The sequence below is a fragment of the Blastococcus sp. MG754426 genome, from assembly GCF_021699055.1.
Taxonomy (GTDB): Bacteria; Actinomycetota; Actinomycetes; order Mycobacteriales; family Geodermatophilaceae; genus Blastococcus.
In genome coordinates, this window is record NZ_SSXC01000044.1 from 1 (window position 1) to 22,718 (window position 22,718).

The following is a 22,718-nucleotide window of genomic DNA, read 5'->3' on the forward strand; positions in this document are numbered from 1 at the left end:
CGACTGGACCGACCCGGCCCGCCCCCTCGCCGAGCGCGTCCGCCACCTCATGGCGCAGATGACGCTCGAGGAGAAGGTCGCCCAGCTCTACGGCGTCTGGACGGCGATCGGGGAGGGCGAGGACGTCGCGCCCAACCAGCACGAGTTCAGCGAGCCGCTCCCGCCGTGGGAGGAGCTGACCAAGCCGGGTCTGGGGCAGCTCACCCGCGTGTTCGGCACCGCCCCCGTCGAGCCGCTCACCGCGGCGCGGGTGCTCGCCCAGACGCAGCGCGACCTGGTCGCCAACTCCCGGCTCGGCATCCCCGCGATCGCCCACGAGGAGTGCCTGGCCGGGTTCACCGCCTGGCAGGCCACGGTCTTCCCCGTCCCGCTCGCCTGGGGCGCCTCGTTCGACCCCGCTGTGGTGGAGTGGATGGCCGCCGCCATCGGGGGGCAGCTGCGCTCGGTCGGGGTGCACCAGGGCCTCTCGCCCGTCCTCGACGTCAGCTTCGACGCGCGCTGGGGGCGCACCGAGGAGACCATCGGCGAGGACCCCTACCTGGTCGCCGTCCTGGGCAGCGCCTACACCCGCGGGCTGGAGGGCGCCGGCGTCGTCGCGACGCTCAAGCACTTCGCCGGGTACTCGGCCTCCGGGGCCGGCCGCAACCACGCCCCGGTGCACCTGGGGCCCCGCGAGTTCGCCGACGTCGTGCTGCCGCCCTTCGAGACGGCGCTGCGGGAGGGCGGCGCCCGCTCGGTCATGCACTCCTACGCGGCCGTCGACGGCGTGCCCCCGGCTGCCGACGACACGCTGCTCACCGGCCTGCTCCGGGACACGCTCGGCTTCGACGGCGTGGTCGTCGCCGACTACTTCGGCATCTCCTTCCTCCAGTCCACGCAGGGCGTCGCGGGCTCCCCGGGCGAGGCCGCGGCGCTGGCGCTGGCCGCCGGCGTCGACGTGGAGCTGCCCACGGTGCGCTGCTACGGCGAGCCGCTGCTGGAGCTCGTCCGCACCGGGGCGGTGCCCGAGGCGCTGGTCGACCGGGCGGTGGAGCGGGTGCTCCGGCAGAAGGGCGAGCTGGGGCTGCTCGACGCCGGGTGGGACCCCGAGCCGCCCGCGCTGCGCGACGGCGGCCTGGACCTCGACCCCCCGGAGCTGCGCGCGCTGGCCCGCACCATGGCCGAGCGGTCGGTGGTGCTGCTCGACAACAGCGGTGTGCTCCCGCTGCGCGCACCGTCGTCGCTGGCGGTCGTCGGCCCGTGCGCCGACGAGGTCCTCTCGCTGATGGGCTGCTACGCCTTCCCGAACCACGTCGGCGTGCAGCACCCCGACGTCCCCCTCGGCATCGAGCTGCCCACCCTGCTGGAGGCGGTGCGCGGCGAGTTCCCCGGCGCCACGGTGACCACCGCGCAGGGCTGCCCGGTGCAGGAGCCCGACCGGAGCGGGATCGCCGACGCGGTCGCCACGGCCTCGGCCGCGGAGGTCTGCATCGCCGTCGTCGGGGACGTCTCGGGGCTGTTCGGCCGCGGCACCTCCGGCGAGGGGTGCGACGCCGACGACCTGCGGCTGCCCGGTGCGCAGGCGGAGCTGCTCGACGCCCTGCTGTCGACCGGCACCCCCGTGGTGGTCGTCGTGCTGAGCGGCCGCCCGTACGCGCTGGGCGAGGTCGCCGGCCGCGCCGCCGCCGTGGTGCAGGCGTTCTTCCCGGGCGAGGAGGGCTCCGGCGCGGTCACCGGCGTGCTCTCCGGCCGGGTCAACCCGTCGGGCAAGCTGCCCGTGCAGGTGGCCCGCACCCCCGGCGGATCCCCCGCCACCTACCTCGGCCCGGCCCTCGGCCGCGCCGGCGGCATCAGCTCGGCCGACCCCACGCCGCTGTTCCCCTTCGGCTTCGGGCTCTCCTACACCACCTTCGCCCTCGACGACGTCCGGCTCGACGGTGCCCGCGTCGGTGAGACGCCGGCCGAGGTCCCGACGGACGGGTCGGTCGAGCTCTCGTGCACGGTGACCAACACCGGTGACCGCGACGGCGCCGAGGTGGTGCAGCTGTACCTGTCCGACCCGGTGGCCAGCGTGGTGCAGCCGGTCCGCCGGCTGATCGGGTTCGCGCGCGTCGAGCTCGCCGCCGGGGAGACGGCCCGGGCCTCCTTCCAGGTGCACGCCGACCGTGCCGCCTTCACCGGCCGCGACCTGCGCCGCGTCGTCGAGCCGGGCGAGCTGGTGCTCTCGGTCGGCACCTCCAGCGAGGACATGCCCCTGCGCGTCCCGGTGCGGCTGACCGGGCCGGAGCGGGAGGCCGGCCCCGACCGCGTCCTCACCACCCCCGTGCGGGTCGAGCCCGTCCGCTGAGCGGCGGTCCGGTCAGCGCGCGCCCCGCAACCGGGCGCGCGCCGACCGGACCAGGGCCCCGGCCACGCGGTCCAGCGGCGCGGAGTGCAGCCGCCACTGCTGCCAGTGCAGCGCCACGTCGACGGCACCGCCCGGGTCGAACGACCGGACGGCACCGGCCGTGCCCGCCTCGAGCTGGAGCTCCGGCAGCATGCCCCACCCGAAGCCCAGCGCCACCGCGGTGAGGAAGTCGGCCGACGAGGGCACGTGGTGCACCGGCAGGTCCGCCGTCGAGGGCAGGTGCCGGCGCAGGTAGGCGTGCTGCAGGTCGTCGCTGCGGTCGAAGACGACCACCGGCGCCCGCGCGAGGGCCGCGGGGTCGGGCCCGTCCGGGAGCCATCGGTCGAGGAAGCCCGGCGCCGCGCACGGGAGGTAGCGCATGGTGCCCAGCGGGGTTACCCGGCACCCGGCCACCGGCTCGGCGTCGGAGGTGACCGCCCCCATGACGGTGCCGTCGCGCAGCAGCGCGCTGGTCCGGCTCTGGTCCGCGCTGTGCAGGTCCATGCGCAGCTCACCGGCCAGCGGGGCCAGCGCCGGCAACGCCCAGGTGGCCATCGAGTCGGCGTTCAGCGCGAGCGGGACCACCGGCGCCCCGGCGCCGGCGGGGTCGAGGGTCCGCCCGGTGTCCGCCACCAGGAGGCCCACCTGGCGCGCCAGGCGCAGCACCGGCTCGCCGGCGGCCGTCACCGTCGCCGGCCGCCCGCGCCGCACCAGCACCCGGCCGGCGGCCTCCTCCAGGGCCCGCAGCCGCTGGGAGACCGCCGACGGGGTCACGTGCAGCCGCCGTGCCGCCGCCTCCAATGTCCCCTCGTCGACCACCGCGACCAGGGTGCGCAACTGCGCCAGGTCCACGTCCATGGACAGCGATGCTAATGATGGGCAAGGAAGATGAGCTGGACTGCTGCCCGCGTCCTCCCTAGCGTGGCTGCACGTGACGACAGGACTGCTGGCCGCGGTGGCCGGGCTGGGGCTGGGCCTCTCGCTGATCGTGGCCATCGGCGCGCAGAACGCCTTCGTGCTGCGCCAGGGTCTGCGGGTCGAGCACGTGCCGGCGGTCGTCGCGGTCTGCGCGGTCTCCGACGCCGTGCTCATCCTCGCCGGGGTCGCGGGCAACTCCTGGCTGAGCGCCCGCCTCCCCGACGCGATCACCGTCGTCCGGCTCGGCGGGGCCGCCTTCCTGCTCGGCTACGCCGTGCTGGCGGCCCGCCGCGCGCTGCGCCCCTCCTCGATCGCGGTCGACACCGGCGGCCGCGGCACCGGCCTGGCCGCCACCGTCGTCACCTGCCTGGCGCTCACCTGGCTGAACCCGCACGTGTACCTGGACACGGTGCTGCTGCTCGGCTCGGTGGCCGACAGCCACGGCGACCGGCGCTGGTGGTTCGCCGGGGGCGCCGTGGTCGGCAGCCTCGTCTGGTTCGGTGCGCTGGGCTACGGCGCGCGGCTGCTCCGCCCGCTGTTCGCCCGGCCGGCGGCCTGGCGGGTCCTGGACGCCGGCATCGCCGTCGTCATGGCCGCCCTCGGCCTGGGGCTGCTCTCCTCGGCGCTCTGAGCGGTCAGAGCCCGACGAGCTCCTCCAGCGCACCGACCTCCTGGCGGGACAGCTTCCGGATCGATCCGCTGCGCATGCGCTGCAGCTGCACGGGGCCGACGGCGGTGCGGGTCAGCCGCGAGACGGGCAGCCCGACGTGCGCGAGGAGGCGGCGGACGATGTGCTTGCGCCCCTCGTGCAGCACCACCTCGACCACGGACTGGCCGGCGTGGGTGTCGACGACCGTGAAGGAGTCGACCTTCACCGGGCCGTCCTCGAGCTCCACCCCGGCGCGCAGCCGGCGGTGCAGGTCCCGCGGCACCGATCCCGAGACCTGCGCCAGGTAGGTCTTGCGCACGCCGTAGGAGGGGTGCGCAAGCCGGTGGGCCAGCTCGCCGTCGTTGGTGACCAGCAGCAGGCCCTCGGTGTCCTGGTCGAGGCGGCCGACGTGCACCAGCCCGGGCGCCAGGTCGCCCACCATGTCGCCGATGGTCGGACGGTTGCGGTCGTCGCTCATCGCGGTGATGACGCCGGCGGGCTTGTTGATCGCGTAGGTGACGCGGTCGTCGCGGATCTCCAGCCGGGCGCCGTCCACCGCGATCTTGTCCTGCAGCGGGTCGACCCGCATGCCCTGCACCCGCACCTGCTCACCGTTCACGCTGATCCGGCCGGCGTCGATCATCTCCTCGACGACCCGGCGGGACGCGACACCGGCCCGGGCCAGGACCTTCTGCAGCCGCTCCCCCTGCCGCTCCTCGCCGGCGCCGGTGGCCGGCCGGTCGCCCGGGTGCGCCGGGGCGAGCTCCATGTCCTCCGACCAGCCCTCGCCGGCCGCGGTGGTGCTCTCGTCGTTCGGGGTCGGCGTGTTCATCGCCGACCAGTGTCCCATCTCCCGCTGCCGGGTCCCGCCCGCCCGCACGGCCTCCGCCGCCCACCGCAGGCGTGGCCCCTCTGCAGGGTCCCGCCGCGAGCGTGCGAGCGGTGCGGGGCAGAGGAGTCCGCCCTCAGGCGTCGGGGTGCTCCTCGAGGAAGGTCGCGGTCTCCGGCAGCAGCGGCGCGAGCTCGGGCAGGTCGGCGAGGCTGGCCAGCCCGAGCCGCTCCAGGAACAGCGGGGTGGTCGCGTACAGCCCGCCGCCGCTGTCGGGGTCGCTGCCCACCTCCCGCACCAGCCCGCGCGCGAGGAGCGTCCGCATCACCCCGTCGACGCCGACCCCGCGGATCGCCGACACCCGCGCCCGCGTCACCGGCTGCCGGTAGGCGATGACGGCGAGGGTCTCCAGCGCGGCCTGGGTGAGCCGGCTGCGCTGCCCCTCGCCGAGGTACCGCTCGACGGCGCCGGCGTGCTCCTCGCGCGTGTAGAGCCGCCACGCCTCGCCCACCCGGCGCAGCGTGATCCCCGCGGAGCGCTCGTCGTAGGCCGCGGCCAGGTCGGCCAGCCCCCGCCGCACCTGCTCGGGCGGGCAGCGCAGCGCGGCGGCCAGCGTCTCCTCGTCGACCGGGTCGTCGACGACGAAGAGCAGCGCCTCCAGGCCGCCGCGCAGCTCGTCCGGGTCCAGCAGCTCCGCGGGCTCGGGCTCGGGTTCCGGCTCCGGCTCGGCGGCCGGTCGCGGCGCGGGCGCCGTGACGGCGGCGAGGTCCTCGACCGGCACCGCCGGCACCGCTTGCTCCTCCACCGGCCGCTCCGCGACCCGGGCGGCGAGCTCCGCCGCGACGGCGTCCCAGGCGGCCGGATCGGCGTCCCCGCGCTCGGCCGCCTGCTCCCGGGTGGCGGCCAGCTCGGCGGCCAGCGCCTCCCAGGAGAAGGGGGCGGGTTCCTGCCCGGCTCGGTCGTCGGTCACCGGTACTCCTCGTCGGCGTCGGGGGCCGGGGCACCGGCCGGGTCGGGGACGGACTCGCCGGTCCACCGCACGTGCAGCTCGCCCAGCGGCGTCAGCTGCTCGAAGACGACGCGCTGCTGGCGGTACAGCTCGAGCAGCGCGAGGAAGCGGGCCACCACCTCCAGGGTGTGCGCGCAGTCGGCGGTGAGCGCCCGGAAGCTCGCCGCCCCCGACCGCACCAGGTGGTTGCGCACCAGGAGCAGCTGCTCGGAGACGCTGACCGGCGGCGCGTGCAGGTGGGCCACGCTGACCGTCTCCGGTGCCTTCGGCGCCAGGGCCCGCGCGGCGAGGGCGGCGAACTGCTGCGGCGTGACGCCGAGCAGCACCTCGGGCACGAGCTCCGCGAAACGCGGCTCCAGCGCCGCCTCGCGCGCGAACCGGCGGACGGCGCCGGCCTCCCGCTCGCGCAGGAAGGCCGCGGCCTGCTTGTAGGCCTTGTACTGCAGCAGCCGGGCGAACAGCAGGTCGCGCGCCTCGAGCAGCTCCAGGTCGTCCTCGTCGTCGACCTCCGCCGCCGGCAGCAGCCGGGCCGCCTTGAGGTCCAGCAGCGTGGAGGCGACCACGAGGAACTCGCTGGCCTGGTCGAGGTCCAGCTCGTCGCCGAGCGCGCGCAGGTGGGCGATGAACTCGTCGGTCACCTGCGACAGGGCGATCTCGGTGACGTCGAGCTTGTGCTTGCCGATCAGCTGCAGCAGCAGGTCGAACGGGCCCTCGAAGTTGGTCAGCCGGACGGTGAAACGCGCAGGCGCGGCCCCGCCGGCCTGGTCCGCCGGCGGAACCGCGCCCGTGCTCCCGCTCACGGGCTCCGAGCGTATGCGGCCCTCGTGCAGGGCCCCGCCACGAACTCGCGAGTGGTGGGGGGCACGAGAGCCCTTCAGCCCTGCAGCCGGCGGACCAGGACCGCGTCCTCGCCGCGCTCGGCCAGGTCGGCCAGCAGCACCGACACCGCCTCGCGGACGATCCGGCCCCGGTCGGCGGCCACCCCGTGGTGCGCGCGCAGCGTCAGCCGCGCGGACTCCAGGGCCAGCAGCTCCTCGGCGGAGATGTAGACGGTGATCTTCTCGTCGTGCTTGGTCCGCTCGGTGCGCCGGGCGGGCTTGCCCCGCGTGGCGACCCGGGGCTGCAGCACCGGGGCCGGGGCGGGCTCGGCGGGGACGGCCCGGAACGCGGCGAGGTCGTCGTCGGCCGGCTGGGCGCCGCCCGGCACGAGGGTGAGCGAGGCGGCCGCCTCGGCGGGCGACTCCCCCACCCGGCGGGCCGCGCTGCGCAGCGCCGGCGAGCTCGCCGGCGTCGGCAGGCTGGGCAGCTCGGTGACCTCGGGCACCGACGTGGTGTCGGTGCGGCGGAACAGCTCCGAGGCACCGGGCAGGACAGGACGCCGGGTCACAGTGCCAGCACCTCCTTGGCGAGGTCGCGGTACGCCGAGGCGCCCGACGACGTGGGCGCCCACGTGGTGATCGGCTGCCCGGCGACGGTGGTCTCCGGGAACCGCACGGTGCGCTGGATGACGGTCTGGAACACGGTGTCGCCGAACGCCTCGACGACCCGGCTGAACACCTCCCGGCAGTGCACGGTCCGGGAGTCGTACATGGTGGCGAGGATGCCGTTGATCTCCAGCGACGGGTTGAGCCGCTCCTTGACCTTGTCGATCGTGTCGACCAGCAGGGCCACCCCGCGCAGCGAGAAGAACTCGCACTCCAGCGGGATCACGACGCCCTGCGCGGCGGTGAGCGCGTTGACCGTCAGCAGGCCGAGCGAGGGCTGGCAGTCGATGAGGACGTAGTCGTACTCCTCGACGACGTCGGCGAGCACCCGCAGCAGCGTCTGCTCCCGCGCCACCTCGCTGACCAGCTGCACCTCGGCGGCGGAGAGGTCGATGTTGCTGGGCACCAGGTCCAGACCCGGGATGTCGGTGTGCACCCGCACGTCCCGCAGGCTGGTCCGCCGCTCCATGAGGGCGTTGTAGATCGTCCGGTCCAGGGTCTGGGCCGGGATGCCGAGGCCCACCGACAGCGCGCCCTGCGGGTCCAGGTCGATCAGCAGCACCTTGCGCCCGAACTCCACCAGCGCGGCGCCCAGGTTGATCGTCGACGTCGTCTTGCCGACGCCGCCCTTCTGGTTGCACATCGCGATGACGCGGGCCGGGCCGTGCTGCGTCAGCGGCTTGGGGTCCGGCAGCTTGCGCTGTCGCGCGCGGGCCGGGTCCTGCCGCAGCGCGGCCGCCCCCATCTCGGGGTCGGTGTCGTGCGGGCGCGCGACGGCAGAGGCCGCGTCCGCTCGGATCGCCATGGGTTGTCGCCTCCAGCTCGGTGCCCGACCGGACGTTCCGGGTGCGGCCAGCCGTCCTGTCCGCTCGGGTGACGAGGACGCTAGGGAGCTGGAGGAAGCTTCCCAAGGCGGCGCGCCGTCGACGTGTCGACATGGCGACGAATGCCAACCAGTGTGACTGCTCAAGTCGAGCTGGCGACAGATGTTGCCATAGTCATCCCGGTCCGGATGTCAGGTCAGCGCCCGGGGGTGGCTGGTGGCGTAGACCTCGCGGAGCCGGTCGACGGTGACCAGCGTGTAGACCTGCGTCGTCGTCACCGAGGCGTGGCCGAGCAGTTCCTGCACGACGCGGACGTCGGCGCCGCCGTCGAGGAGGTGGGTCGCGAAGCAGTGCCGCAGCGTGTGCGGCGAGACCTCCCCGGTCAGCCCGGCGCGCTCGGCCGCCGTCCGCAGGATCGACCACGCGCTCTGCCGGGACAGCGGCCCGCCGCGCACGTTGAGGAACAGCGCGCCGCCGCGGACGCCCGGACGGCCGTTCGCGGCCAGGGCGGGCCGCGCGCGCACCAGGTACTCCTCGACGGCGCGCAGGGCGTAGCTGCCGACCGGGACCACGCGCTCCTTGCCGCCCTTGCCGGCCAGCCGCACCGTGCTCTGCCCGCGGTCGAGGTCGTCGACGGCCAGCCCGACCGCCTCGGAGATGCGCGCCCCCGTCCCGTACAGCACCTCCAGCAGCGCCCGGTCGCGCAGCCCGCGCGGCCCCTCCAGCGAGCCGGCCGCCTCGATCAGCGCGACCACCGACTCGACCGGCACCGCCTTGGGCAGCCGGCGGGCCGGGGTGGGCGGCCGCACGTCGTGGGCGACGTCGTCGGGCACCAGCCCGTCGAGCAGCGCGAACCGGTGCAGCCCGCGGACCGCGACCACCGCGCGGGCCGCCGAGGTCGCCGACAGCGGCGGGTGATCGTCGTCGCCGCGGCGCAGCGCGGCGAGGAAGCCGGCGACGTCGGACTCCGCCACCTCCCGGAGGCCGCGGACCCCCGCCGCCGCCAGGTACTCGGTGTAGCGGCGGAGGTCGCGGCGGTAGGACGCGATGGTGTTGGCCGCCAGCCCCCGTTCCACGGTGAGGTGGTCCAGGTAGCCGGTGACGACCCGGTCGACCTCGGGTCCGGCGGACAGCGCGCTGCTCAGAACGGCACCTCCTGGAGCGGGACGGCGGCCAGGCCGTGGGCTTCGGCGACCTCGGGGAGCACCACGCCGCCCGCGGCGACGTTGACCCCGTGGGCGAGCGCCGGGTCGCGGTGGACGGCAGCGGCCGTGCCCTCGGCGGCCAGCGCCATGACGTAGGGCAGCGTGACGTTGGTGAGCGCGTGCGTGGAGGTGTTGGGCACCGCGCCCGGCATGTTGGCCACGCAGTAGAACACCGAGTCGTGCACCCGGAAGGTCGGGTCGTCGTGCGTGGTGGGCCGGGTGTCCTCGAAGCAGCCGCCCTGGTCGACGGCGATGTCCACCAGCACCGAGCCGGGCTTCATCCGCGCCACCAGCTCGTTGCCGACCAGCACGGGCGCCTTGGCCCCCGCGACCAGCACGGCACCGATCACCAGGTCGGCGTCGAGGACGGCACGCTCCACCTCGTAGGCGTTGGAGGCGACGGTCTGCAGGTGCCCCTGGTAGATCCGGTCGGCGGCCCGCAGCTTGTCGATGTCGCGGTCCATGACGACGACCTCGGCCTGCATGCCCAGGGCGATCGCCGCCGCGTTCATGCCCGAGACGCCGGCGCCGATCACCACCACCTTGGCGGCGTAGACCCCCGACACCCCGCCGAGCAGCACCCCGCGGCCGCCGTGCGCCCGCTCCAGGCAGTGCGCGCCCACCTGCGGCGCCATCCGGCCGGCCACCTCGGACATGGGCGCCAGCAGGGGCAGCGTGCCGTCGGCCTTCTGCACGGTCTCGTAGGCGATCGCCGTCGTCCCCGAGGCGACCAGCGCCTCGGTGCACTCCCTGGACGCCGCCAGGTGCAGGTAGGTGAACAGCGTCTGACCGGCGCGCAGGCGGCCGTACTCCTCGGCGATCGGCTCCTTGACCTTGAGCAGCAGGTCCGCGTCGGCCCACACGTCGTCGGCGTCGGCCACGATGCGGGCGCCGGCCGCGGTGAAGTCGGCGTCGGGGATGGAGGACCCCTCCCCCGCCCCCCGCTCCACCAGCACCTCGTGCCCGGCGCGTGTCAGCTCCGTGACACCGGCCGGCGTCAGCGCCACCCGGTACTCGCGGTTCTTGACCTCTCGGGGAACTCCGACCCGCATCGCTGGCTCTCCTGGTCCCGGCGGCCGCTCCCGAGGGTGACGGGCCGGCCCACCACGTCGTGGGCCGCCCGGTCGGGGCGGGCCTCGCCGCGGAGTGTAGGCACGCCGACCCGCCCCGTCCTGGTCAGAAGCCGTTCCGTGATCGTCCCGGCCCCACCTCGCGGCCGGCGCCGGGCTGCCGTGGCCGGCCGGCTGCCCCACGATGACGGGGCCACCCACCCCTCGAGGAGGACACCTCCCCATGCGCCTGTACGCCGAGCACCCCGCCCTGCGGGCGCGCCAGCTCGCCGCCGACCTCGGCTTCCTGGTGTGGGCGGTGGTGTGGGTGCTGGTGGCCCGGGCCGCGCACGGCGCCGTCCTGCTGCTGGCCGGTCCCGGGCGCGCGGTCGAGGACCTCGGGCGGTCGGTCGCCGGCTCGATGGACTCCGCCGCGGCGGCCGCGGCGGGCGTCCCGCTGGTCGGCGAGGAGCTCGCCGCGCCGTTCGACGCCCTCTCCGGTGCGGGCGGTTCGGTGGGCGGCGCCGGGCAGTCCGCGCAGGACGCGGTGGGCACGCTGGCGACGGTCGTCGTCGTCCTGGTGCTGCTGCCGGTGGGGTGGCTGCTGCTGCGCTGGCTGCCCTGGCGGCTGCGCTCCGCCCGTGACGCCGGCGCGGCGCGGCGGCTCGCCGGCAGCGCCGCCGGCCTGGAGGTGCTCGCCGTCCGCGCCGCCGCCACCGCGCGGCTGGACCAGCTCGCCGGGCTGCCGGGCGGCACCGGTGCGGCGTGGTGGGCCGGCGACCCCGCCGCCACCGAGCGGCTCGCCCGGCTGGAGCTCCGCCGCCTCGGCCTGCGCCCGCCCACGTGACCGGCCGGGGCGGCCACCCGTCAGGGCCCCCCGCAGAGCGTGCCGAGCGTGGGGGAAGGGTGGTCCTCTCTCAGCCGGCGTCGACCGGACGCAGCTCGGGGCCGGCCGCCCGCACCTGGGCGGCGGCCAGCAACCCGACGACGGCGGCGACGTTGCGGATGCCGCCGTCGAAGACCCGCTGCACGGCGTCGGCCAGCGGCACCCGCTCCACGGTCATGTCCAGCTCCTCGTGCTCCACGGTGAAGCCCTCGGGCCGGTCGACGTCGGTGAGCCCCTCGGCCAGGTAGACCAGCACCTGCTCGTCGCAGAAGCCGGGTGAGCTGTAGTGCGTGGTGAGCAGCGACCAGCGGGCCGCGGAGAGCCGCACCTCCTCGGCCAGCTCGCGCTGGGCGGTCTCCAGCGGCGGCTCGCCGTCGGCGTCCCGCAGCCCGGCCGGCAGCTCCCACAGGTAGCCGCCGACCGGGTGCCGGTACTGCCGCAGGAGGACGACCTCGTCGGCGTCGGTGAGTGCCACGACCGCCACCGCCCCCGGGTGGTGGACGACCTCGCGGACGCTGTCCCCGCCGCCCGGCATCGCCACGGTGTCCTTCACCAGGCTGATGACCCGGCCCTCGTACACCGGCTCCGAGGAGAGGACGCGGTACTCGTGGGGGTCCGGCTGCCCCGTCCCCATCAGATGCCGACCTTCTCCGCCTCGTCGACCGGCACCGGCAGCCGCGCGGACTCCTGGTAGTCGACGGCGGCCTGCACGAACGCGGCGAACAGCGGGTGCGGCCGGGTCGGGCGGCTCTTGAGCTCCGGGTGGGCCTGGGTGCCGACGAAGAACGGGTGCGCCTCGCGGGGCAGCTCGGCGAACTCCACCAGCAGCCCGTCGGGCGAGGTGCCGGAGAACACCAGGCCGGCCTCGCTGAGCCGGTCGCGGTAGGCGTTGGCCACCTCGTAGCGGTGCCGGTGCCGCTCGGTGATCTCGGTGGACCCGTAGGCGGCGGCCACCACCGAGCCGTGCTGCAGCGCCGCGGGGTAGCTGCCCAGGCGCATGGTGCCGCCCATGTCCCCGCGGCCGGCGACGACGTCGAGCTGGGTGGCCATGGTCGAGATGACCGGGTCGGGCGTCTCGGGGTCGAACTCGGCGGAGTTCGCGTGCTCCAGGCCGGCGACGGTGCGGGCGTACTCGATCACCATGCACTGCAGCCCCAGGCACAGCCCCAGGGTCGGGATGCCGTTGGTGCGGGTGTACCGGATCGCGCCGAGCTTGCCCTCGATGCCGCGCACGCCGAAGCCGCCGGGGATGCAGACGCCGTCGACGCCGGCCAGCGCCTCCTCCGCGCCCTCGGGCGTCTCGCAGTCGTCCGAGGGCACCCAGCGGATCTGCACCCGGCTGCGGTGGGCGAAGCCGCCCGCCCGCAGCGCCTCGGTGACCGACAGGTAGGCGTCGGGCAGGTCGATGTACTTGCCGACGAGGGCGATCGTGACGGTCTGCTTCGGCGCGTGAACCCGGTCGAGGAGGTCGCCCCACACCGTCCAGTCCACGTCGCGGAAGGGCAGGCCCAGCCGGCGGACGACGTAGGCGTCCAGGCCCTCGCGGTGCAGCACCTTCGGGATGTCGTAGATCGACGGCGCATCGGGGCAGGAGATGACCCCTTCGGCGTCGGTGTCGCACATCAGGCTGATCTTGCGCTTGAGGCCCTCGCTGATCTCCCGGTCGGAGCGGCAGACCAGGGCGTCGGGCTGGATGCCGATGCTGCGCAGCGCGGCCACCGAGTGCTGCGTCGGCTTGGTCTTCAGCTCGCCGGACGGCGCGATGTAGGGCACGAGGGAGATGTGCAGGAAGAAGCAGTTGTCCCGGCCGATCTCGTGCCGCACCTGGCGGGCGGCCTCGAGGAAGGGCAGCGACTCGATGTCGCCGACGGTGCCGCCGATCTCGGTGATGACGACGTCGACGCGCTCGGCGCTGTCCGCCCCGGCGAGGATCCGCGCCTTGATCTCGTTGGTGATGTGCGGGATGACCTGCACGGTGTCGCCGAGGTACTCCCCGCGCCGCTCCTTGGCGATGACGTCGGAGTAGACCTGGCCGGTGGTCACGTTCGCCCGGCCGGAGAGGTCGGTGTCGAGGAAGCGCTCGTAGTGACCGATGTCCAGGTCGGTCTCCGCGCCGTCCTCGGTGACGAACACCTCGCCGTGCTGGAACGGGTTCATCGTGCCCGGGTCCACGTTGAGGTACGGGTCGAGCTTCTGCATCGTGACGCGGAGGCCACGGCTGGCCAGCAGCGTGCCGAGCGAACTGGCGGTCAGGCCCTTCCCGAGCGAGGAGACGACCCCGCCGGTGACGAAGACGAACTTCGTCGGCTGGTTGTTGTGGAGCAGGAGGCTGCCACCCGAGTGATCACGTGTTCCCGACGGTCGATCCACGGGAGACGACCGTAACACGGTCGGGGCCCGCCGCCCGGCCGGAGTGCGGAGCGCCACCCACGGACTCCCCCGGCCCGGTGGGACCGGGCTCCGGGCCGGCGGCCAGCCACACCAGCAGCGGCACCAGCAGGGCGGCCGCGGTCGCCGGCAGGGCGACGCCGGAGTCGTTGACCAGCGCCCCGATCGTCAGGCTCAGCGCGACCGCCAGGAGCGCGGCGCGCAGCACGGCGGCGTCCGCGAGCGGCAGGCCGGCCGGGCCCCGCGGTGCGCGCCCCGGGCCGGGCGGCACGCTGCGCAGCGGGCCGCCGGGCCGCAGCAGCCAGACGGCGGCGACGAGCGCGACCGGCAGCATCCAGGCCAGCGGGCTGCCCAGGAGGATGCCGATGTTGGCCTGCGCCTTCCGGCTGATGACGGTCCACGCCTCGCCGGTGAGCACCTGCTCGACGAACCTGCCCAGGTGGGTGCGGTCGGTGGGGGCGCGCAGCCAGTCCAGCACCGCGACCGAGCTGACGGCGACCACCGCCGCGGCGAGGATCGCGCCGAGCCGGACGGCGGTGACCCGCACGCGCGCGAGCAGCATCGCCAGCAGCAGGAAGCCCGGGAGCGCGGCCAGGACGCCCCCGAAGTCGCGGCCCAGCGGCGGGGCGCCGATGACGGCGACGGTGAGCAGCCCGGCGGCCAGCACGACGGCGGCCGTGCGGCGGCGCGCCCGCCCCTCCGGCGACCGGCGGCCGACGGCGGCGGCCACCGCTGCGGTGACGGTCAGGGCGCTCACCGACAGCAGCCCGAAGGTGAGGTTGCCGTAGCCGGTGAACCGCCCGGCGACGACCGCGTCGTAGCCCAGCGGCCCGTTCAGCTCCAGCGGCGAGCCGCTGAGCACGTCGCCGACGAGGGTGAGCAGGGTGATCGCGAGCACCGCCAGCGCGGGGCCGAGCCGGCGCCGGCGCCAGGGGCCGAGGGCAGCGACCGCCAGCACGGCCACATCGGCGACGACCACCGCGGTGAGCAGCGCGGCCAGCGGCGCGTCGGCCCGCTCCCAGGGGACCGCGCCCGCCAGGTAGGTGGCCACGGGCAGCCCGGCGGCGGCCAGGCAGAGCAGGCGCAGCGCCCGCCGCGCAGGCGGCCAGGTGCCCGGCCGGGCGCCGCGGCGGCCGCTGCCGACCACCAGCACGCCCAGCCCGACGACGGTCGCCCCGACGACGACGAAGGTCCAGAAGAAGACGCCGGTGTTGCGGTGGTGGGTGGTGGCGGCGACGTTGACCAGCTCGAGCTCGTCCACCGCCTGCGCCAGCGGCGGCCGCTCCCCCGTGCTCCGCCACGGCTGGCCGTTCATCGACGCCGGCGGGTCCAGGCCCAGGGCGCGCAGCACCGTCGGGGCGACGTCGATGAGCTGCACGAAGGGCACCCGGCCCGTGCTCGCCGAGGTCAGCCAGCCGACGTCGAACCCCGGACCCGCGGCCATGCCGACGTGCAGCTGCGGCCGGCCGTCGTTGACCTCCGAGATGCCGGCCAGCAGCAGGAGGGTCTCCCCGGGGAGCGTGTCCAGGGCGGCCCGCAGGCGGCCCAGCACGTCGTCGATCCGGGTGAGCGCGGCGGCACGGGGTTGCGGCCGGGTGCCGTCGTCGGTGGGCTCGGCGCCGGGGGCGCCCGCGTCCGCGAGCCGGTCGAGGGAGACCAGGGTCAGCGGGCAGCCGGTCAGCAGCCCGGCCAGCTCGGCGGGCTCGGCGGGCAGGGTGGGGACGGTGGTCAGGAGGACCCCGTCGGCGGCGACCGCGAGGGCGGCGGCCCGGCCGGACACGGTGGCGCAGCCGACGGCCGCGCCGAGCGCGCCGGGCTCCGCGCCGAAGCGGACGGTGCCCTCGTCCTCGGCGATCCGGGCGACGGTCGCCTGCGGGTCACCCAGGGCGACCTCGGCGACCCGCTCCTGCAGCCCGCAGCGGGTGAGGGAGGTGTCCATCCGGGGCCCCTCGGGCGCCTCGCCGTCGGGGGCGGCCTCCTCCTCCGCACCGGGGGCCTCGGGGTCGGGCAGCGTGGGCAGCGGCACGGGGGGCAACCCCTCGTCGGTCCCGGGGAACCGCGCCCGGTTCCCCGCACCGAGCGTCGCCCAGCCGTCCAGGACGCAGGTGGTGGACCGGGCGGCGCGCACCGAGGTCGCCCCGATCGCCGACTCCCCCGCGAGCGACCACAGCTGCGGAGTCGCCGCGGGGTCCACATCGGCCCACGTGAGCCCGGGCACGCCCACGACGACGACGCGGTCGGCGGCGTAGCCCTCCGCGCCGGCCGCCGCGGCAGCCGTGCCCGGCAGCCCGACGAGCAGCAGCGCGACCAGGGCTCCCAGCGCCGCTGCGCGGCGCGTCCACCGCGCGGCCGGCCCGCTCACGGCCCCGGCCGGGCCGGCGCCGTCCCGAGCAGCTCCCGGTAGATGCCGGCCAGCTGCGCGGCCGTGCCCGCCTCGTCGGGCCAGCCGGCGGCCTGCCGCAGCCCGGCCGCGGCGAGCTCGGCGGCGTGCGCGCTGTCGCAGAGCACCCGAACCACGGCCTCGGCCAGCGCGACGGCGTCACCCACCGGGACGAGCTCGGCGGCGTCGCCCAGCAGCTCCGGCAACCCGCCGGTGCGGGTCGCCACCAGGGGCACGCCGGCCCGGAGCGCCTCCTGCGCGGTGAGCGACCGCGCCTCCCAGCGCGAGGGCAGCACGCACACGTCCGCGGCGCCCAGCAGGTCGGCGACGTCGTCGCGGCGGCCCAGCAGGGTGACCGGCAGCGACTCGGCGCGGATGCGCCGGGCCAGCTCGCCCTGCAGCGGCCCGTCACCGGCGATGACGACCGAGGGCACCGGGTGCACCCGCTGGTCGGCCGACCAGCGGGCCACCGCGTCGAGCAGGACGTCGTAGCCCTTCTGCGGGTGCAGGCGGCCCACGGCGACGACCAGCGCGCGGTCGTCGTCGAGCCCGAGGCCGGCCCGGACCTCGGCGGGCGTGCGCGTGGCCGGGGGCAGCGGTGGCGCCGAGACCGGTGCCACCCGCACGTCGCGGGCACCCAGCCGGCGGGCGTTCGCGGCGAGGTCGGCCGAGGCGGCGAGCACCACGTCGGCGGCCCGCACGGTGGCCCGCTCCGCGCGTTCCAGCACCCGGCGCCGCAGCCCGCCGCCCTCGGGGAGGGCGTTGTGCAGGGTGAGCACCAGCGGCACCCGGCCGCCGGCCAGCCGGCGCGCGACCGCGGCGACCAGCCCGGCTCGCAGGCCGTGGGCGTGCACGAGGTGGCTGCCGGCCAGCGCGCGGCGGAGCGCCTGCACGGCGCGCGCGTCCGCGGCCGGGGCCAGCCCGGCGGAGATCTCCACGGGGGTGAACCGGGCGCCGCGGCCGCTGAAGCCGAACAGCGCGTCGGTGGCGGCGGGTCCGCAGACCGCCACGTCGGCGCCGGCGGCCCGCAGCGGCGCGACCAGCGAGCGGACGTGGGTGCCCACCCCGCCGGTGCTGGTGGCCAGCACCTCGGTGACGCAGCGGCCCCGCAGGAGCGGCTCAGCCACTGCGCACCTCCTGCTCGCCCGTCGACCGCAACTCCCGGAGCGCCCCCACCAGTTGCGCGCGGGCCGTCCCCATCATGACGGCCAGCGCCACGACCAGCACGACGCCCCCGACGACGACGCCGGCGCCGAGCGCGGCGAGCAGGCCGCCGGGCACCGGGTCCGCGCCCAGCGCACGGGCCAGCCACAGCCCGGCGCCGCCGGCCAGGGCCGCCGCCAGCACCGCGGCGGGGCCGCTGCGGGAGAGCCCGTGCAGGGCCGGGCGTCCGGCCACCCGCAGCACGACCACCAGCAGCCCCGCCCCGGCGACGGTCACCCCCAGCGTGTGGCCGAGGGCCAGCGCCGCCGCCCGGTCCGCCGGGGGCAGCACGGCGGCCAGGACGACGTCGGCGGCGACGGCGAGCAGCCAGCCACCGAGCACGCAGGCGGTCGGCGCCTTCCACAGCCCCCGGGCGTAGAGCGCGCGGGTGAGGACGGCGACCAGGGCGTAGCCGAGCAGGCCGGGCGCGAAGGCCACGACCGCGTCCCGCAGCGCGGCCACCTCCCGGTCGGTGCCGCCGGCGAAGAAGACCCGGGCCACCGGGCCGGCCGCGGCGACCAGCGCGGCGGTGGCGACGGCGGAGGCCGCGACGACGAGCACGACGACCGGTGCGAGCGCCCGCCGGTAGCCGGTCTCGTCACCGGACTCGGCGCGCTCGGCCAGACCCGGGTAGGCCGAGGTGGCCAGCGGCACCGCCAGCGCCGCCCACGGCAGGAGGAACACGGTCAGGGCGGCGACGTAGACCACCTGGGTCCCGTCCGGCGCCCCGCTGTTGGCCAGCCGGATGGCGACCGCGGCCACCAGCTGCTGGCCGGCCAGGGTGAGGACGCCGGCGAGGGCGAGCCGGCGGACGCGGGGGGCGGCACCGACGGGGAAGCGCAGCGACGGGCGCAGCCCCAGCCGCAGCCCCCGCAACGGCAGGAGCAGGCTCAGGCTGAGCGCCGCCACGCCGAGCGTCGTCCCCACCCCGAGCACGAGCTCGGCAGGGGTGGACAGCGCGGCGACCTCCTGCCCGCCGCCGATGGCCGCGAACACCAGGTAGGCCGCCGCGACGACGACGCTGGACAGCAGCGGTGCCAGCGCCGGGCCGGCGAAGCGCCGGTGCGCCTGGAGCACGCCGGTGAGGACGATCCCGATGCCGTACAGGACGACCTGCGGGGCGAACACCAGCAGGAAGCGGGCGGCGAGCGCCACCTGCTCGGGGTCCTCGCCGCCGAGCAGGAGCCGCGCGATGGGCTCGGCCAAGAGCGCGAGGAGCACCGCCAGCGGCACGAGCAGCAGCAGGGTCCAGCCGAGCAGGGCCGAGGCGGTGCGCCGCACCTGCTCGCGGTCCCCGGCGGCGATGCCGCCGGCGAGCATGGGGACGACGAGGCTGGCCAGCGCGCCACCGGCCACCACCTCGAAGACGATGTTCGGGACGTTGTTGGCCGCCAGGTAGGTGTCGCCGGTGCTGCCGGGCCCGACCGTGTTGGTGAAGACGAGCGTGCGCCCGAACCCGGCCAGCCGGGCCAGCACGGTGAGGACCGCGATGAGCGCGGCGGCACCGGCCACGCCGCGGGCCACCTGCCGCCCGGTCACGAGGGGCGGCGGCCGAGGCGGTCCAGTTCGCGCAGGCCCGGCGTGGCCTCGATGACGCGGGTGAAGCTGACCCGCTCGCTGGCGAGGGTGAGGCCGGTGACCACCGCGAGCACACCGGCCCGGGCCCCGCGCGGGCCGACGGCGGCCAGCCGCAGCCCCAGCAGCGCGCCGAGGGCGTTGGCCCCGCTGTCGCCGAGCATGACCCGCTCGCCCAGGTCCGCGGGCAGCACGGCGAGGGTGGCGCCGAGGGGTCCGGCGGCCAGCCCCCCGGCGGGCCCGCCGAGGCCCGCGGCGGCGGCGAGCACGCCCGCCTTGGCCGCGCGCCCCGGCCGCAGGTCGAGCAGGTTGAGCAGGTTCGCCGTCCCGGCCACCAGCCCCGCCGTGAGGACGCCGTCGACGAGGGCACCGGCCCCGCGACCGCTCCCCCGGGTGAGCAGGGCGGCCGTGGCGGCAGCGGCGCCGATGCCGGCGACCTTGACCGCACCGGCGGACACCCGGCCCTCCCGCAGCGCGCGCAGGTGGCCGGCGAGCCCCTTGTCGCGGGCCTGCTCGGGCCGGGCGCCGGCGAGGTCGTCGTACCCGCCGACCAGGCCGGACGCGGCGCCGACCACGACCGCGGCGGCCCGCGTGCCGGGCGGGGCACCGAGCGCGGCGGACGCCGTCGCCGCCACCGCGAGCGCCGGCCCGCCGAGGAGGGTCACCGGCCGGCGCGCGTAGTTCGTCCGCCGCCACGGCGCGCCGGCCGTGCGTCCCGACAGCGCATCGGCGACCACCAGCGCGGCGCGGGCCGCGCCGGCGCCGGCGAGCGCGAGGACCGCCGTCCGCCGCGCCGTCACTGCGGCGCCGCGGGCACCGGCGGGATCGGCTGCGCCCCCTCGGCGGTCCCGTACACGCCCGAGGTGCCCTGCGACTCCTGCCCCAGCGCGAGGACGGTGCTGATGCGGCCCACCTCGGTGCCCACGTTGTCCACCGTGGAGACGGCGGCGGCGAGCGCGGGGTCGGCGCGCAGGGCACCCACCAGCCCCTCGGGGCGGGCGGACGCCGCCGTACCGGCGACGACCGCGCCGCGGCCCTGGGCGTCGAGCGCGGTGGCCAGGGCCACCAGCGCCGCGTTGCGCTGCTCGGCGTCCGGGCCCTCGAACGGGCTGCCGTTGAGGACGACGGCGTGGTCCGCCGGGGAGACGGAGGCCGATTCGGCGGCGAGGACCTCCAGGGAGGCGAGGCCGGCCAGCACCGATGAGACCGCCGTGTCGTCGGGCACGGGGCCGCCCTCGGGGACCATGAGCACCTGGGACAGCAGGCTCGCCACGAGGACGCCGGAATCGCCGCTCTCGGGGAGCTGCAGGCCCGCAGGCAGGCCTGGCCCGGCCACGTAGCTCTGCAGCGCCGCCGCGCTGGCCGGGTCGGTGTAGGCCGGCTGGAGCCGCAGGACGCCGCTGACCGAGCCACCGGCCTCGCCGATGAGCGCGGTCACCTCCTCCACCGTCTCGGGCGCGACGCCCTCGTCGGTCAGGACCAGCAGGACGCTGCGGTCGGTGAGGGTGCCCGCGACCAGCGCCGGACCGACGGCCTCCTCGAACTCCTGCGAGGTGTCCAGCTGGGCCTCGAGCTCCCGGGTGCGGTCCTCGAGGTCCCGCTTGTCCTGCTGCAGCGCCGCCACCTGGTTCTCGATGTCGGCGAGGATCGGCTCGTTGAGCGCCGTCGTCCCGATGACGATGCCCAGCGCGACCGCGAGGAAGACCGCGATCAGGGAGACCAGGTGGTAACGGAAGTCGATCACGCGAAGAGGTTCTCCAGCCAGAACACGAAGCTGTTCCATTGGTCGAGCAGCAGTTCCAGGTACACGCGCCCGGCCGCGGACAGGGCCAGGGCCGACCCGATCGCGACGAGGGCGGCGATCACCAGGACCACGAGCGCGGTGGTCGAGATGCGGCTGCGGTAGAGCCGGCTGACGCCCTTGGCGTCGACCAGCTTCCCGCCCAGCCGCAGGCGGGTGAGGAACGTCGAGGCCATGCCCCCGCGCCCCTTGTCGAGGAACTCCACGAGCGTGGCGTGCGTCCCGACGGCGACGATGAGGGTGGCGCCCTTCTCGTCGGCCAGGAGCATCGCGATGTCCTCGCTGGTGGCGGCCGCGGGGAAGGTGATGGCGTCGACCCCGAGGTCCTGCACGCGGGCCAGCCCGGGCGCGCGGCCGTCGGCGTAGGCGTGCACGACCACCTCGGCACCCGAGCGCAGCACGTCGTCGCTCACCGAGTCCATGTCGCCGATGATCATGTCCGGTGAGTAGCCCGCCTCGACCAGCGCGTCGGCGCCGCCGTCCACGCCGATGAGGACCGGGCGGTAGTCGCGGATGTAGGAGCGGAGGGCGTGCAGGTCCTCCTTGTAGTCGTAGCCGCGCACGACCACGAGCACGTGCCGGCCCTCGATCTTCGTCGCCACGTCCGGGACGCCGACACCGTCGAGCAGGAGAGCGCGCTCCCGCTTCATGTACTCCATGGTGTTGGCGGCGAAGGCCTCCAGCTGCACGGAGAGGCCGGCCCGCGCATCGGCCATCGCGGCGGCGACGGTGCCGGCGTCGTGCTCCGTGCCCTCGGCGAGCACCGCACCCTCGGCGTCGAGCAGGCGACCACCCTCGAGACGGACCTCGGCGCCCTCCTTGACCTTCGCGAAGACGTCCTTGCCGACGTCGTCGAGCAGGGGGATGCCGGCGTTGATCAGGATCTCCGGGCCGAGGTTCGGGTAGCGGCCGGAGATGCTGGGGGCGGCGTTGACGACGGCGGCGACCCTGCAACCCACCAGGGCGTCGGCGCTCACGCGGTCGATGTCGACGTGGTCGATGACGGCGATGTCGCCGGGGCGCAGCCGCTTCGTCAGGTTCTTGGTGCGCCGGTCCAGGCGGACGGTGCCGGCGGTGCCGGGACCTGCGTCCTGTGCCCGGCCGCGGCGGACGGTGCCGATGCGCATGACATCGCATGCTGCCACGCTCGGAGGGCGGGCCCGCCCTCCGACGCGCCTCGGCAACGCCCTGGTCACGCAGCGTGTCCGACACCACCTCGGCGCGACACGCCGGGCGCGCCGCGTCGACCGCCTTCGCGGAACCGTTACCGAGTCGTGACTAGCGTTGCCCGTGTGACTGGAGTGGCCGGAGCCCTGACGACCGCAGCCTCCCTCCCGCAGGTCGAGGAGGACGCGCCCTCGCCCGCCGGGGCGGCGGTGATCCGTGCCGTGCCCGCGCCCGAGCCGGTCGCACCGCCGGCTGCCCCACCCGGCCGGACGCCCGGGGCGGACGCCGGGGACCCCCCGCGCGGCCGCCGCAGGCCGCGGGGACAGGGCATCCGCGAGCACCGCAGGCAGGAGACGCGCGCCCGCATCGTCGACGCCGCCACGGAGCTGTTCGACGCGCGCGGGTTCGACGCGGTCAGCGTCGTGGAGATTGCGCAGCGCGCCGGTGTGGTGGAGAAGACGGTCTTCAACCACTTCCCGGTCAAGGAGGGGCTGGTCTTCGACGCCGACCCGCCCATGCGCGCCGCCCTGCTGGCCGCGGTGCGCCGCCGTCCGGCCGGCGAGTCGGTGGCGGCGGCCGCCGGGAGCTTCGTCGTCGCCGCGGTGAGCCTGCTCGGCACGCCCGAGGCCGCCGACGGGGTGGCCCGCATGGCACGGGTGATCCGCGGCAGCCGGACGCTGCAGGTGCGGGAGCGGGAGATCCTGGGTGAGCTCACCACCTCGCTGGCCGACCTGATCGCCGAGGAGACGGCGGCGCGGCCGGGCCAGCTCGAGCCGTGGCTGGCCGCGCACGCCGTGCTGGGGCTGTACGCCTCGCTGCTGGAGCTCGCGCGCGACCGGGTCCTCGACGGGGTGAGCGGCCCGGAGCTGTCGGCCGAGCTCCGCCACCAGGGCCGGCGCGGCCTGGCCCTCCTGCAGTTCGGCCTCGCCGGCTACGCCAAGCGACGCTAGCTCTTGTCGTCCTCCGGACGGCGACCGCGGCCAGGT

At 76.3% G+C, this 22,718-nt stretch carries 20 protein-coding genes; 4 read left to right on the plus strand and 16 right to left on the minus strand.

Annotated features, from left to right (window positions below; translation table 11 throughout):
* A partial coding sequence (locus E9549_RS14460) for a glycoside hydrolase family 3 N-terminal domain-containing protein (RefSeq protein ID WP_236827244.1) occupies positions 1 to 2,326 on the plus strand: 2,326 nt, incomplete at its 5' end.
* Between the two features lie 12 nt (positions 2,327 to 2,338).
* Here the strand turns inward: E9549_RS14460 and E9549_RS14465 are convergent.
* Positions 2,339 to 3,223, minus strand: a complete 885-nt coding sequence (locus E9549_RS14465; RefSeq protein ID WP_236827245.1) for a LysR family transcriptional regulator ArgP — start codon at positions 3,221 to 3,223, stop codon at positions 2,339 to 2,341.
* 73 nt (positions 3,224 to 3,296) lie between these two features.
* On the opposite strand from E9549_RS14465, the gene E9549_RS14470 reads away from it, so the two are divergent.
* Positions 3,297 to 3,914: a LysE/ArgO family amino acid transporter gene (locus tag E9549_RS14470; RefSeq protein WP_236827246.1), complete on the plus strand. Its 618-nt coding sequence runs from the start codon at positions 3,297 to 3,299 to the stop codon at positions 3,912 to 3,914.
* A gap of 4 nt (positions 3,915 to 3,918) precedes the next feature.
* On the opposite strand, the gene E9549_RS14475 is transcribed toward E9549_RS14470, so the two are convergent.
* From E9549_RS14475 to ald, 7 genes are all read right to left on the minus strand, one after another.
* The gene (locus E9549_RS14475; RefSeq protein WP_236827247.1) at positions 3,919 to 4,764 is read right to left on the minus strand and encodes a pseudouridine synthase; all 846 of its coding nucleotides are present in this window, start codon (positions 4,762 to 4,764) and stop codon (positions 3,919 to 3,921) included.
* Positions 4,765 to 4,897: 133 nt separating this feature from the next.
* On the minus strand, positions 4,898 to 5,731 hold the full coding sequence (gene scpB / locus E9549_RS14480) for an SMC-Scp complex subunit ScpB (protein ID WP_236827248.1): 834 nt from the start codon (positions 5,729 to 5,731) through the stop codon (positions 4,898 to 4,900).
* On the minus strand, positions 5,728 to 6,570 hold the full coding sequence (locus tag E9549_RS14485) for a ScpA family protein (RefSeq protein ID WP_236827249.1): 843 nt from the start codon (positions 6,568 to 6,570) through the stop codon (positions 5,728 to 5,730). Before E9549_RS14485 ends, scpB begins: the two co-directional genes overlap by 4 nt.
* Positions 6,571 to 6,644: 74 nt before the next feature.
* Positions 6,645 to 7,157, minus strand: a complete 513-nt coding sequence (locus tag E9549_RS14490) for a hypothetical protein (protein WP_236827250.1) — start codon at positions 7,155 to 7,157, stop codon at positions 6,645 to 6,647.
* On the minus strand, positions 7,154 to 8,059 hold the full coding sequence (locus E9549_RS14495; protein WP_255715696.1) for a ParA family protein: 906 nt from the start codon (positions 8,057 to 8,059) through the stop codon (positions 7,154 to 7,156). Before E9549_RS14495 ends, E9549_RS14490 begins: the two co-directional genes overlap by 4 nt.
* Before the next feature lie 210 nt (positions 8,060 to 8,269).
* The gene (gene xerD, locus E9549_RS14500; RefSeq protein WP_236827272.1) at positions 8,270 to 9,223 is read right to left on the minus strand and encodes a site-specific tyrosine recombinase XerD; all 954 of its coding nucleotides are present in this window, start codon (positions 9,221 to 9,223) and stop codon (positions 8,270 to 8,272) included.
* Positions 9,220 to 10,335 carry an alanine dehydrogenase gene (gene ald / locus E9549_RS14505; protein WP_236827251.1) on the minus strand — a complete coding sequence of 372 codons (1,116 nt, stop codon included), beginning with the start codon at positions 10,333 to 10,335 and terminating at the stop codon, positions 9,220 to 9,222. Before ald ends, xerD begins: the two co-directional genes overlap by 4 nt.
* 241 nt (positions 10,336 to 10,576) lie before the next feature.
* Here ald and E9549_RS14510 point away from each other — a divergent pair, with 241 nt between their 5' ends.
* Complete coding sequence (locus tag E9549_RS14510) at positions 10,577 to 11,179, plus strand: hypothetical protein (protein WP_236827252.1); 603 nt, start codon at positions 10,577 to 10,579, stop codon at positions 11,177 to 11,179.
* A gap of 70 nt (positions 11,180 to 11,249) precedes the next feature.
* Here E9549_RS14510 and E9549_RS14515 read toward each other — a convergent pair whose 3' ends face one another.
* Genes E9549_RS14515 through steA form a run of 8 tightly spaced genes read right to left on the minus strand, consistent with a single transcriptional unit; the run spans position 11,250 to position 21,692 of the window.
* Positions 11,250 to 11,852 (minus strand): NUDIX hydrolase, encoded by a 603-nt coding sequence (locus tag E9549_RS14515; protein WP_236827253.1) that lies wholly within the window; start codon positions 11,850 to 11,852, stop codon positions 11,250 to 11,252.
* Positions 11,852 to 13,543 carry a CTP synthase gene (locus tag E9549_RS14520; protein WP_236827273.1) on the minus strand — a complete coding sequence of 564 codons (1,692 nt, stop codon included), beginning with the start codon at positions 13,541 to 13,543 and terminating at the stop codon, positions 11,852 to 11,854. The genes E9549_RS14515 and E9549_RS14520 overlap by 1 nt, the downstream gene beginning before the upstream one ends.
* 19 nt (positions 13,544 to 13,562) lie before the next feature.
* Positions 13,563 to 15,968 carry a hypothetical protein gene (locus E9549_RS14525; RefSeq protein WP_236827254.1) on the minus strand — a complete coding sequence of 802 codons (2,406 nt, stop codon included), beginning with the start codon at positions 15,966 to 15,968 and terminating at the stop codon, positions 13,563 to 13,565.
* A complete protein-coding gene (locus E9549_RS14530; RefSeq protein WP_236827255.1) occupies positions 15,965 to 17,113 on the minus strand; it encodes a glycosyltransferase family 4 protein in 1,149 nt (382 codons plus the stop codon). The genes E9549_RS14525 and E9549_RS14530 overlap by 4 nt, the downstream gene beginning before the upstream one ends.
* The gene (gene murJ, locus E9549_RS14535; RefSeq protein ID WP_236827256.1) at positions 17,106 to 18,701 is read right to left on the minus strand and encodes a murein biosynthesis integral membrane protein MurJ; all 1,596 of its coding nucleotides are present in this window, start codon (positions 18,699 to 18,701) and stop codon (positions 17,106 to 17,108) included. Before murJ ends, E9549_RS14530 begins: the two co-directional genes overlap by 8 nt.
* Positions 18,702 to 18,724: 23 nt before the next feature.
* On the minus strand, positions 18,725 to 19,564 hold the full coding sequence (locus tag E9549_RS14540; RefSeq protein WP_236827257.1) for a hypothetical protein: 840 nt from the start codon (positions 19,562 to 19,564) through the stop codon (positions 18,725 to 18,727).
* Entirely contained in the window at positions 19,561 to 20,508 is a 948-nt protein-coding gene (locus E9549_RS14545; protein WP_236827258.1) for a copper transporter, read from the minus strand. The genes E9549_RS14540 and E9549_RS14545 overlap by 4 nt, the downstream gene beginning before the upstream one ends.
* On the minus strand, positions 20,505 to 21,692 hold the full coding sequence (gene steA, locus E9549_RS14550; protein ID WP_236827259.1) for a putative cytokinetic ring protein SteA: 1,188 nt from the start codon (positions 21,690 to 21,692) through the stop codon (positions 20,505 to 20,507). The genes E9549_RS14545 and steA overlap by 4 nt, the downstream gene beginning before the upstream one ends.
* Positions 21,693 to 21,857: 165 nt before the next feature.
* Between steA and E9549_RS14555 the strand changes: the two genes are divergently transcribed.
* Complete coding sequence (locus E9549_RS14555; protein ID WP_236827260.1) at positions 21,858 to 22,682, plus strand: TetR/AcrR family transcriptional regulator; 825 nt, start codon at positions 21,858 to 21,860, stop codon at positions 22,680 to 22,682.
* Positions 22,683 to 22,718 lie beyond the last annotated feature (36 nt).